General features: G+C 38.5%; 11 protein-coding genes. All 11 read left to right on the top strand.

The genetic code is table 11. From position 1 onward, the window contains the following. Positions 1-191: 191 nt before the first annotated feature. The 11 genes from KQI69_RS08305 (at position 192) to pflA (ending at position 12,941) form a co-directional block, all read left to right on the top strand. On the top strand, positions 192-1,028 hold the full coding sequence (locus KQI69_RS08305) for an N-acetylmuramoyl-L-alanine amidase (RefSeq protein ID WP_216564911.1): 837 nt from the start codon (positions 192-194) through the stop codon (positions 1,026-1,028). Further along, on the top strand, positions 1,025-1,621 hold the full coding sequence (locus tag KQI69_RS08300) for an XTP/dITP diphosphatase (RefSeq protein ID WP_216564910.1): 597 nt from the start codon (positions 1,025-1,027) through the stop codon (positions 1,619-1,621). The genes KQI69_RS08305 and KQI69_RS08300 overlap by 4 nt, the downstream gene beginning before the upstream one ends. Further along, positions 1,622-2,110, top strand: a complete 489-nt coding sequence (locus KQI69_RS08295; RefSeq protein ID WP_253289065.1) for a metallophosphoesterase — start codon at positions 1,622-1,624, stop codon at positions 2,108-2,110. It begins immediately after the preceding gene. 27 nt (positions 2,111-2,137) lie between these two features. Further along, positions 2,138-2,944, top strand: coding sequence for a protein-glutamate O-methyltransferase CheR (locus tag KQI69_RS08290; RefSeq protein ID WP_216564909.1), 807 nt, complete (start codon positions 2,138-2,140; stop codon positions 2,942-2,944). Between the two features lie 58 nt (positions 2,945-3,002). After that, complete coding sequence (locus tag KQI69_RS08285) at positions 3,003-4,028, top strand: chemotaxis response regulator protein-glutamate methylesterase (protein ID WP_216564908.1); 1,026 nt, start codon at positions 3,003-3,005, stop codon at positions 4,026-4,028. 120 nt (positions 4,029-4,148) lie between these two features. Continuing rightward, positions 4,149-4,544 (top strand): response regulator, encoded by a 396-nt coding sequence (locus tag KQI69_RS08280; RefSeq protein WP_216564907.1) that lies wholly within the window; start codon positions 4,149-4,151, stop codon positions 4,542-4,544. Positions 4,545-4,660: 116 nt separating this feature from the next. Further along, positions 4,661-6,844, top strand: coding sequence for a chemotaxis protein CheA (locus KQI69_RS08275; RefSeq protein ID WP_216564906.1), 2,184 nt, complete (start codon positions 4,661-4,663; stop codon positions 6,842-6,844). Between the two features lie 12 nt (positions 6,845-6,856). Then, positions 6,857-7,387, top strand: coding sequence for a chemotaxis protein CheW (locus KQI69_RS08270; protein WP_216564905.1), 531 nt, complete (start codon positions 6,857-6,859; stop codon positions 7,385-7,387). Positions 7,388-7,434: 47 nt separating this feature from the next. After that, entirely contained in the window at positions 7,435-9,339 is a 1,905-nt protein-coding gene (locus KQI69_RS08265; RefSeq protein WP_216564904.1) for a methyl-accepting chemotaxis protein, read from the top strand. Between the two features lie 370 nt (positions 9,340-9,709). After that, positions 9,710-11,953: a formate C-acetyltransferase gene (pflB, locus tag KQI69_RS08260; RefSeq protein ID WP_216564912.1), complete on the top strand. Its 2,244-nt coding sequence runs from the start codon at positions 9,710-9,712 to the stop codon at positions 11,951-11,953. 235 nt (positions 11,954-12,188) lie between these two features. Then, positions 12,189-12,941, top strand: a complete 753-nt coding sequence (gene pflA / locus KQI69_RS08255; RefSeq protein WP_216564903.1) for a pyruvate formate-lyase-activating protein — start codon at positions 12,189-12,191, stop codon at positions 12,939-12,941. Positions 12,942-13,077: the final 136 nt, after the last annotated feature.

Raw genomic sequence — 13,077 nt, 5'->3', positions numbered from 1 at the left:
CGTCGGTACTTAGCGGGCGTATTGTGCCCGCTTATGTACCGCTACGCAGTTCTCCGAGCGCGAGCCGTTCCTGAGCACAGAATAATCCCCCGCTTTAACGGCGTCCCCCACCCCCATAAAAATCCCCCAAAAAACCTTATATCAGCCTTTAGCGAAGTAAAATCGGCTTTTTTCTTGCAAGCACATTTATAATGAGATATACTTTAAAGTATATGAGCAATAATGGAAAATACAGAATTACTGTCGAAAGCTGTATACTTTTGGCAGCATTGATAATAATAAGCTGTCTTTATACTGCAGTGATTTCAAAAAGCAGCAATGATGTCGATGACAGTAACAAAGATAATGTCGTGCAGGAAGAACATAAGAAACAATCCAATAACAATAAAGGAAAAAAGACATTATTTAACAAAGCTGATTATAAGGCAAAGGGTTTTAAAACATATACGATAGTTATAGATGCAGGTCATGGCGGAAGAGATGAGGGGGCGAGATCAAAAAATGGAAGGTACAAAGAAAAAGTTTGTAATCTTGCCATCGTTAAAAAATTAAAGCTGATGCTTGACCAGACAGACATAAATGTTAAATATACAAGGCTTGATGACAGGTATGTAACAAAAAGGAAAAGAGTGGCTGCGGCAAATGGCAGAAAAGCGGATTTATTTATAAGTGTTCACTGTAATGCCACGGACAATGTCCACTCAAAGGCTTTTGGGGTTGAAACTCTTTTTGCAAGGCGAAAAGGTGACAACAGATATATGACAAATCACAGGCTTTCCAATATTATGTTAGAAAGCGTATCGAAATCTTCTTCAAATAAGGCAAGAAAGATAATAAGAAGAGAGGATCTGTTTGTACTGCGCCATACATCAATGCCGGCAGTTATCGTTGAGACAGGTTATATGTCGAGCAAAAAAGATATGAAATATTTACATTCTGAGAGGGGACAGTATGAGATAGCAGATGGTATCTATAAAGGAATAGTAAGATCACTTAAAGAGATGAGCAGGAGGAAAGGTAAAAGATGACAAAAATTATAGTTGCTACAGGCAATGAAAATAAAATGAAAGAAATAAGGCAGATAATAAAGCGTGATGACATACAGTTTGTATCACTTAAAGATGAAGGACTTCAGGATATAGAGATTGTTGAAGACGGGGAAACATTTGAGGAAAATGCCATTATAAAAGCAAAGACGATAGCAGACATTACCGGAACTATGGTTATTGCAGATGATTCAGGTCTTGAGGTTGATTATCTTGACAAGGCACCGGGAGTTCACTCTGCAAGATATATGGGTGAGGATACACCATATACGATTAAAAATAATCATATCATAGAACTGCTTAAAGATGCCAAAGGTGATGAGAGAAGTGCAAGATTTGTCTGTGTGATAGCGTGTGTCATGCCTGACGGCAAGACAATCACGACAAGGGGGACTATCGAGGGACAGATCGGTTATGAGGAAAAAGGAGAAAACGGTTTCGGATACGATCCTATATTTTATCTCCCTGAGAAAGGATGCACGACAGCAGAACTTCCACCGGATGAAAAAAATAAGATAAGCCACAGAGGTCTGGCACTCAAAGCAATGTATGAGAAATTGGAGGGCGTGTTATAGATGGCTATGAAAATACTTATTGTCAGTGATTCACATGGAAATAACAGAAATCTCATACAGGCAATAAAAAACATGAGAGGAACCATGGATATGATGATACATCTCGGCGATATGGAATGTAGTCCCGATTCGATAAGAAAACTTGTTGAGTGTCCTGTTGAGATGGTAAAAGGCAATTGCGATTACGGCAATGAACTTCAAGGTGCAAAACTTATCCAGATAGGTGAGCATAAGGCTTTCATAACCCACGGAAACAGGTACGGCGGCGAATTTGGTATACCGGAGATGAAAGATATTGCAAGAGAGAATGGGGCTGATATCGTGATGTTCGGTCATTCGCATAAACCTGTTATCGACACTAAGTCAGACATAACAGTGTTAAATCCCGGAAGCATTTCAAAACCGAGACAGGATGGGTTCAGACCTACTTATCTGGTTATGAATATAGAAGATGATGGAAGAACAGATTATGTGCTTGTGACTATGTAAAAGCCACAGCATTTTTTGGAAAGAAAAATGAAACTTACGGAAAGAGAATTTAACTGGATAGTGTCATATATGCATAACCGTTATGGCATTGAACTCGGGCACAAACGTGTGCTGATAGAAGGAAGACTTGAAAACTATCTCTTAAAAAACGGGTATTCAAGTTATAGTGAGTTTATAAGAAAGATTGCTGATTCACCAAACGGTGCTGAGGCCATGGATATGATAAATATACTTACGACGAACCATACATTTTTTATGCGTGAGTTTATGCATTTTGAATATCTGAACGATTATGTGCTGCCGTGGATACGACAGTCAAAGGCGGGGACAAAAGATGTAAGAGTATGGTCTGCGGCGGCTTCTACTGGTGAGGAGCCGTATACCATTGCTATGGTTTTGCGTGATTATTTTGGTATGGAGCCGGGGTGGGACACACAACTTCTGGCGACCGATATTTCAATGGAAGTATTAAAAAAAGCTAGTGATGGTATTTATCTTCAAGAGCAGATACAAAATTTGCCTGAAAGATGGAAAAGGCAGTATTTTAAGAGAATAGACGCAGAACACTTTCAGGTGAGCAGTGAGCTTAGAAAGCAGATAGTTTTCAGAAAGTTCAATCTTATGGATGATATTACTTTTAAAGGAAGATTTCAGGTAGTATTTCTGAGAAATGTCATGATATATTTTGAGGATGAGACAAAGAGCTTTCTTTTAAATAATATATATGATCATATGGAAACCGGCGGTTATCTTTTTATTGGAACTACTGAGAGCATTGATAAAGTAAAATCAGGATTTCAGTATGTACGACCATCAATATACAGAAAAGTTTAGAGACATGTTCAGGTTACAGATATGAAATAGTAATAGTTGAGAAATGGGGGATTAGAATATGGCGATAAAGGTTCTGGTAGTTGATGATTCGCTGGTATTTAGAAGAATGCTGTCGGAATTTCTTGACGAAGATCCGGATATAGATGTTGTCGCCATGGCAGCAGATCCGTATCAGGCTAGGGATATGATAATAAGATTCAATCCGGATGTGATGACGCTCGACATTGAGATGCCAAAGATGAATGGCATAGATTTTATGAAAAAGCTCATGCCCCAGCATCCAATGAAAGTCATAATGATAAGTTCTATGGAACATCAGATGCTTGACTATATAGAGTATGGTGCTGTCGATTATGTTCAGAAACCACATGACATGGATAGCGATGAAATGAAAAAGTGGGTTGATGATGAACTGATAATAAAAGTAAAGAAAGCATATGATAAAAAATACTCAGAGGAAAAGAAAAAGCATGTTGCCATAACACCAAATAACATTAAAAGGCAGTATCATAACAAGATAGTTGCGATAGGCGCATCGACAGGTGGGACAGAAGCGATACTTGATGTTGTAAGGAATTTTTATCCTAATATACCGGGGACTGTAATAGTACAGCATATGCCGCCGGGATTTACTAATATGTATGCAAAACGCCTTGACAAAGAGTGCAGGGTGCATGTAAAAGAGGCGGAGGATGGAGATATCGTAGAGACAGGCAAGATACTTATTGCGCCGGGTGATAAACATATGACACTTGAGCGCAGAAATGGCAGATATTTTGTAAAATGCTTTGAGGGTGAAAATGTAAGCGGACACTGTCCGTCAGTTGATGTTTTGTTTAAATCGGTTGCACAGGCTGCAGCGAGTGATGCTGTCGGAGTGATTCTTACCGGAATGGGTTCAGACGGTGCCAGAGGACTTCTCGCAATGAGAAAAAGAGGAGCTCATACGATAGGTGAGGATGAAAAAAGCTGTGTTGTTTACGGTATGCCGAAAGTTGCCTATGAAATAGGAGCAGTTGAGTATCAGGAGCCGTTGGAAAATATAGCTTCAAAGATATATAATATTTTAAGTACGATACCATAGTGTTATGAGCAAGCAGCAGAGCGGATTGTGAATATCCATCCGCTTGACAATGTCAATTATAAATTATATAAATGATAAAAAATGAAATAATTAGATTTCAGATAACAGGAGGAAAAAAATATGAGAATATTAATAGCAGAAGATGATTTTGCCAGCAGAAAGTTTATGCTTAAATTTTTATCAAAATTTGGAGAATGTGACATTACAGTAGACGGCATGGAGGCAGTTGATGCATATCTTATGGCACTTGATGCGGGAACACCTTATGACCTTGTTTGTCTTGATATCATGATGCCTGCACTTGATGGATATCAGGCACTTAAGGCAATAAGAGATATTGAGCAGGAGAGAAAGATTCCAGAGGATGAAAGAGCAAAGATAATTATGACAACAGCCTTAAACGAGGGGGCAAATGTAAATAAGGCATTTGATCTTGGTTGTGTGGCATATGCCGGAAAGCCTATTGACCAGGTGAAATTTGAGAGTGTACTCCGCAAACTTGAACTTATACCGTAAGCTGTAATCAATGATTTTTCTGCTTGTCTTTAAGCAGAATGCATATAAGAATTAACACCGGAGCGTTTTAAACCGGAAGATGACAAAAATATAAAAAGACAGAACAGGAGGGTGTTATGGGAGATGATATGATTACCGAAGGTATGCTTGACATGTTCATCTTTGAAACAGAGCAGGGGCTTGAAAATCTTGAAAATATATGTCTTGAAAGTAAAGATGTCGGAGAGTTTGATGAGGATAATGTAAATGAGATATTTCGTATAATGCATACGATAAAGGGCTCATCAGCAGTTATGATGTTTCAGAACATAGCGACACTTGCACATAAGCTTGAAGATGTATTTTATTTTATAAGAGAGAGTCACCCTGATGATGTGCCACATGATGAACTTGTCGATGATGTACTTGAAGTATCTGATTTTATAACAGCAGAGATGGAAAAGATAAAGGATGGCGAAGATCCTGATGAAGATCCGGCAGGACTTATTGACACTCTTGATAAATTTTTGAATAAAATTCAGAAAAAAACTGATGTTGATGCAGGACAGGTGATTGCCGAGAAACAGGAAAAAGCAAAAGAAAGTGAGAAACCTCATTTTTACATTGCACCTGTTGCTTCGGAAAACAGTAAATTTTATAGTATATATATTACATATTATAAAGAAACAGAGATGGCGAACATAAGAGCATATATGGCTGTAAATTCTCTTAAGGGAATTGCTGAGGATATACTTTATACGCCGTCAGATATTATATCAAATCCGGACAGTGCTGATGTTGTGCTTGAATTTGGTTTCAGGATAGCACTTCAGACAACAGAAGAACCGCAGGCTATCACGGAACTTATTGATTCGAGTGCAGGTATCGAAAATATAGAGATAAAAGAGTGCACAAGTGATGAATTTCTTGATTTTTGTGTCGAGGCAGAGAGTAAGCCTGCTTCAAGTGCGGGTGATGTTCTTACTGCACCGGTTGAAAAACCTACGATACTTGTAGAAAGCCAGAAACCGGGAAGTCAGAAACCAGAAGATGAATCAGAAGTTAAGACATCAGAAGATAAAAAAGAGGAGCCAGAGAAGAAGGCACCTGCAAAGAAGAAAGCTGCGAAAAAGCCACCTATAAAGAAAGGTGAAGCCCAGAGTTTTATCAGTGTAAATATAAAGAAGATGGATCTTCTTATGGATCTGATAGGGGAACTTGTTATTGCAGAAGCTGTTGTGCTTCAGAATCCAGACTTGAAAGTACCTGGGCTTGATCTTTCAAATTTCCAGAAATCAGCGGCCCAGCTTTCAAAGATAACCTCAGAACTTCAGGATGCGATCATGGCTATGCGTATGATGCCGCTTAAAAACACATTCCAGAAGATGAACAGAATAGTTTATGATACATCAAAAAAATTAGGAAAGGATATCGAGCTTGAAGTTATCGGTGAAGATACAGAGGTAGATAAAAATATTATAGAGCATATTTCTGATCCACTCATGCATCTTATAAGAAATTCTGTAGACCATGGTATAGAGAGTAATGAGGAGAGAAAGGCCATCGGCAAAAAAGAAAAAGGAAAAGTTGTCCTTGAAGCTAAAAATGAGGGTGGTCAGGTATGGATATCGGTTTCAGATAATGGTAAAGGTCTTAAAAAAGATGAAATTCTTGAAAAGGCTAAGGCAAATGGTCTTCTGGGAAATAAGTCAGAAAAGGATTTAACAGAAAAGGAGATATTTAATTTTATAACGGCACCGGGATTTTCAACAAAGAAAAAAGTTACTGAGTATTCAGGTCGAGGAGTCGGTATGGATGTTGTTGTCAAGAATATCCAACAGGTTGGAGGCGTACTTGATATCGAAAGTGTAGAAGGACAGGGGTCTACGATGACAATGAAGATTCCGCTTACTCTTGCGATAATAGATGGAATCATATTCTCAGTCGGAGAAACGAATTTTGTTACACCGACAAATTCAGTTACCGAATTTATACGTGTTGAAAAAGACAAGCTTATAGTTGAGCCTGACGGGGAAGAATATGTCATGATAAGACAGGAGTGTTATCCACTTATAAGGCTAAACAGGTTTTATCATCTTGACAGTGCAGTTGAGGAGATAGAGGATGGAATAGTTATAATCTTAAACCATGAGGACAGGAAGCTGGCGGTATTTGCAGATAGTCTTGTCGGTGAACAGGAGATAGTTGTTAAACCTATACCATCCTATGTAAAAGCCGTAAAGGGAATATCAGGATGTACGCAGCTTGGTGATGGAAGTATCAGTCTTATACTTGACACAGGCGGACTTGTAATGAATTGATGGAGGTGCAAAATGGATTTGGCTGATGTAAAAAAAGATATACCTGTTGAAAGGCTCAGAAAAGATGAGATTGAAAAAGAGCAGTATATGACATTCAAATGTGCAGATGAGATATATGGCATTTCCATAAAATATGTAAATGAGATAATCGGTCTGTCACAGATTACGAAAATACCTGAAACACAGGATTATCTTATCGGACTTATAAATCTTAGAGGAAAGATCATTCCGGTCATAGATGTGAGGATAAGATTTGGAAAAGAACCTCTGGAATATAATGACAGAACATGTGTTATTGTCATAGATGTGAAATCAACGGTTATCGGTCTTATCGTGGATGAGATTGATGAAGTTGCAGCATTTGCAGAAAATGAGATAACTCCTCCTCCAAGTGTCAGTGACCTTGAAAAACAGGCTAAGAAATATGTGTTTGGAATAGGCAGGGTAAATGGAGAAGTTAAACTTTTACTTGATCCTGACAAGCTGATAAATGATGTGGAACCTGAAGAAAATTCAGGTGAAGAATCAGAGGAAGATGAATAATTACTGTTTAAGAGTATGACAAAATAATACAATGGAGGAAAAAATATATGAAGAACTTGAGTTTAGCTAAAAAAACTTTTATAGGCTATGGAGTTGCCATGATAATACTGATAGTATTCAGCATTATGGCTATAAATGCACAGAGAACCATAGCAGACAAGTATGATAGTGTTTATGATACATACACACAGAAATGTATTGATGTTGGAACTTTTACAAAAGATTACAAGGAACTTGAGAGTTTATTGTCAAGTTATGCATATGCTGCTGATGACGGTGTGGATTTAAGTGCACTTACAACAGATATAACAGATTTATCAGAGACATGTTCAAAAGAACTTGATGATCTTATCGAATCTATTCCTAAGGCAGATGAAAACGGACAGGCAAAGAAATCTCTTGAGAATGTACAGCAGTATTTAAATGATGGAACTGATGCATTTAAACAGATAATGACTCTTGTTTCACAGAAAAAATACACTCAGGCAATGAGTATATATGACAAGTCTATCAAATCAGTATCAAGTGATGTTGACGAGGAAGTTTCAAATGTATCAAAGTATTTTAATGACAAGAGTGATTCTGGAAGAAAAAGTGTTGATACACGCAATGAACGCTCAACAGTTATACTTGTGATTATAGCAGTAGTTTGTATAATAGCGCTTATCTGTATTGCCGCTACATTTACAAGATTTATCACAAAACCTATAAAGGCTCTTACGGAAAGGGCAGAAAGTATTTCAAAGGGTGACATTTCCGGTGAAAAGATAGTTGCAACGACAAACGATGAACTTGGGCAGATGATAAACAGCTTTAATGAGGTTGTTGACAGAATGAAACGCGAGGTTAATGTTGCAAATGAGGTCGCAAACGGAAATCTTTCAATGCAGATAAATCCAAAATCACCAGCAGATGAACTCGGACAGGCATTCAAACTTATGGTTGACTCAAATAATAAAACTCTTGGAAATATTAAAGAGTCAGCATATCAGGTAGGTGCAGGGGCACAGCAGGTAGCGATAGCAAGCCAGTCACTTGCCCAGGGTTCTACAGAGCAGGCAAGTGCTATTCAGCAGGTGACATCATCTATTACTGAAGTTACATCGAGAACAAAACAGAATGCCGAGGAAGCAAGAGAGGCAGAGAGTCTTGTAAATCAGGCTAAAGAAGAAGCAGTAGCAGGAACTGATGAGATGAACAGAATGATGTCAGCTATGCAGGATATCACAGAATCATCAGAAAATATTTCAAAGATTATCAAGACAATTGATGACATAGCATTCCAGACAAATATCCTTGCACTTAATGCGGCAGTTGAAGCTGCAAGGGCAGGTGAGCATGGAAAGGGATTTGCAGTAGTTGCTGAGGAAGTAAGAAACCTTGCAGCAAAGAGTGCAGCCGCAGCAAGCGAGACGGCAGAAATGATAGAGGACTCTATTGAGAAGACACAGAATGGCTCTGTTATCGCAAGTGAGACATCTGCAAAACTTGAAGCAATAGCATCAAATGTAGAGGAGATTGTTAAGATAGTGGCAAATATAGCAGAATCATCAAACGAACAGGCCATAGCACTTGGTCAGATAGATGAAGCTGTCGGACAGGTTTCCTCAGTAGTACAGAACAATTCAGCTACAAGTGAACAGTGTGCAGCCGCAAGCGAGGAGCTTTCAAATCAGGCTCAGAACCTCAAGGTACTTCTTGGAAATTATAACCTTAAGAACAATGCCGGTATGATAGGCTCAGATTTTAATAATGCAGCAGGTAAAATAGGAGCGGCAGCTAGCACAGCTCAGAGAAGTGATTCATTTGGAACAGCAGGAAATATAGGAGTTTCAAATACAGTAAGCTCTGTGCACAGAATACCCGATGCATCAGAATTTGCCGGAAAGAGCAATTTCAATGAAAACGAAAGCATCATATCATTAGAAGATAACGGTTACAGTAAATATTGATATTTTATGATGCAGGGTCAAAACACTTTCTGGTATAAAAATCATAATATAGGAAAATTTTGCTGAATATCTTGTGGATATATGGCTCATACAGGCTAAAGATAATTGAGATAATATATTCATTAACATAATAAATAAAATTTATCAAAACGCCCTGAACGCTTAGTTTATGGGTGTTTTGATGTTTTTAATGATGATTTGTGAAGAATAAAATAAAAATATGAGAAAAATTGTTAATTAGAAACACTTGACTAAGCTTTGATTACATGTTAAAAAATAGTTGTCGCAGGTATAAAACTGTTTTTTATACTATAACAAATATAATTTATACATTTTATCAATATACAGGAGGAGAATTATCGTGGTAGAGATGAAAGAATGGGATGGCTTTGAGGGAAGACTCTGGAAAGAAGAAATCAATGTCAGACAGTTTATTCAGGACAACTATACACCGTATGAAGGTGATGAATCATTCCTTGAAGGACCTACGGAAGCTACAGATAAGCTTTGGGGTGCACTTCAGAAGCTTCAGAAAGAAGAGAGAGCAAAAGGCGGAGTGCTTGATATGGACACGAAGATCGTATCTTCAATCACTTCACATGATGCAGGTTATATAGATGAGTCCTTAAAAGATTTGGAAAAAGTAGTAGGTCTTCAGACAGATAAGCCTCTCAAGCGTGCGTTTATGCCTTATGGTGGAATCAAGATGGCAGTTCAGGCTTGTGAGACATATGGATATGAAGTAGACCCTGAGATTAAAAAGATTTTCACAGTATATCACAAAACTCATAATACTGCTGTATTTGATGCATATACACCTGAGATGATAAAGGCACGTCACAACAAGATAATGACAGGACTTCCTGATACATACGGCCGTGGTCGTATCGTAGGTGACTACAGACGAGTTGCTCTTTATGGTATCGACTTCCTTATCGAGGAGAAGAAGAAAGACAAACTCAAATGTGGCAGTGGAAGCATGAAGGGTGAGGTTATCCGTCTCAGAGAAGAAATCGCAGAACAGATTCGTGCCCTTGAGAACATGAAGAAGATGGCTGAGATTTACGGATTTGATATTTCTGAGCCTGCCAAGAACGCAAAAGAAGCAATCCAGTGGATTTACTTCGGATATCTTGCAGCTATCAAGACACAGAACGGTGCTGCAATGTCAGTAGGTCGTGTATCAACATTTATTGATATCTATATCGAGAGAGATATGAAGAAAGGTATCCTTACAGAGAAAGAGGCACAGGAACTTATCGATCATATGACAATGAAGTTCAGAATGGTTAAATTCGCAAGAATTCCATCATACAATGAACTTTTCTCAGGCGATCCTGTATGGGCTACACTCGATGTTGCAGGAACAGGTGTTGATGGACGTTCAATGGTAACAAAGACTGATTACCGTTTCCTTCACACACTTGAGAACATGGGACCAGCACCTGAGCCAAACCTTACAGTATTTTATTCATCAAAACTTCCTGACAACTTTAAGAGATATGCAGCTAAGATTTCTATCACAACAAGCTCTATCCAATATGAGAACGATGATGCGATGAAACCTGTATGGGGTGATGATTATGCTATCTGCTGCTGTGTATCGGCAACACAGACAGGTAAGGAAATGCAGTTCTTCGGAGCAAGAGCAAACCTTGCTAAGTGTCTTCTTTACGCTATCAATGGTGGTGTTGATGAAAAGACAGGCGATCAGGTAGGACCTAAGTACAGACCTATCACATCTGAGTATCTTGACTATGATGAGGTAATGGAAAGATATGATGACATGATGGATTGGCTCGCAGACCTTTATGTAAATACACTTAACCTTATCCAGTATATGCATGACAAATATTACTATGAGGCAGCAGAGCTTGCACTTATGGATACAGACTTAAAGAGAACATTTGCAACAGGTATCGCAGGATTCTCACATGTAATCGATTCTCTTTCAGCTATCAAGTATGCAAAAGTTAAGGTTATCCGTGATGAGAACGGACTTGCAAAAGATTATGAGGTAGAGGGAGACTTCCCTAGATACGGAAATGATGATGACAGAGCAGACGAGATCGGTGTATGGCTTCTTGGAACATTCATGGATAAGATTAAGAAACATCACACATACAGACGCTCAGAGCCTACAACATCAATTCTTACTATCACATCAAATGTAGTTTACGGAAAAGCAACAGGTTCAATGCCTGACGGAAGAAAAGCAGGAGAGCCATTATCACCAGGAGCAAACCCAAGCTACGGTGCAGAGAAGAGCGGACTTTTAGCTTCACTCAACTCACTCACAAAACTTCCATATGAGTGGGCACTTGATGGAATTTCAAATACACAGACGATCAATCCGGGAGCACTCGGAAACGAGGATGGCGAGCGTATAACAAATCTTGTTCAGGTAATGGACGGTTACTTTGATCAGGGAGCACATCACCTCAATGTCAATGTATTCGGTAAAGAAAAACTTATCGATGCTATGGAACATCCTGAGAAAGAGGAGTACGCAAACTTCACAATCCGTGTATCAGGATATGCAGTTAAGTTCATCGACCTTACAAGAGAGCAGCAGCTCGATGTAATCGCAAGAACATGCCATGACCATATGTAAGAAGCAGCGAAATTAATATCAGATAATAGATAACAACTCCCCGTTGTCGCCGGGAAAGGCGGTGGTGGGGAGTTTGTGTTTGGAAATTTTAATATAAAAGATCAATAGTCGATGTATAATTTCATGGGCAAATCTGATATACTAAGATTTAAGGTTATTTAACACTATCAAGGAAGTAGCAGAGCGGACTGTGGATATCCGCTTGACAGTCAAGAAAATAGAAATGGAGATTATTATGTCAGAAAATAAACAGATATATGCAAGGGTTCATTCAATAGAAAGTTTTGGCTCGGCAGACGGACCGGGAGTAAGATTTCTTGTATTTTTGCAGGGATGCAATATGCGTTGTAAATATTGCCATAACCCTGATACATGGAAACTTCCGGGGGATGACTATGATAATTTAAAGACACCGGAGGAACTTTTAAAGCAGGCCAAAAGATACAAAAGTTACTGGGGAAAGACCGGGGGCATTACTGTAAGTGGCGGCGAAGCGCTATTGCAGATAGATTTTCTGATTGAATTTTTTAAACTTGCAAAGCAGGATGGGATTCATACAACGCTTGATACCGCTGGAAATCCGTTTACAAGAGAGCCGGAATTTTTTGACAAGTTCAATGAGCTCTTAAAGTATACGGATTTGTTTATGCTCGATATAAAACATATAGATGATGAGGAGCATAAAAAACTTACAGGCTTTACAAATAAAAATATACTTGATATGGCTGAGTATCTTTCAGAGCGGGGAAAAGATATGTGGATAAGACATGTTCTTGTTCCGGGGATAAATGACGATGAAAAATATCTAAAAAGGCTTTATGAATTTATATCAAAATTAAAGACTGTCAAAAAAGTTGAGATACTTCCTTATCATACGCTTGGTGTATTTAAATGGAAGGAACTTGGTTACAAATACAGCCTTGAAGATGTTGAGCCGCCTACAAAAGAGCAGGTGGAGAGGGCGAAGGAGATACTTCATATCAAATAGCCCATATAGCAATAATTCATCAAAACAGAGTTATGCGATTGAACGCAGATACAGATAAGTCAGGAAAAAAGGGAACAGAACTAGTGTACTGTATCAATGATTTTCAGCTAAATAACGCAGGGTAAATTTTCAATCT

This window comes from Eubacterium sp. MSJ-13 (genome assembly GCF_018918235.1).
GTDB lineage: Bacteria > Bacillota > Clostridia > Lachnospirales > Lachnospiraceae > Butyribacter.
This window is presented reverse-complemented; position numbering and strand designations above follow the sequence as displayed.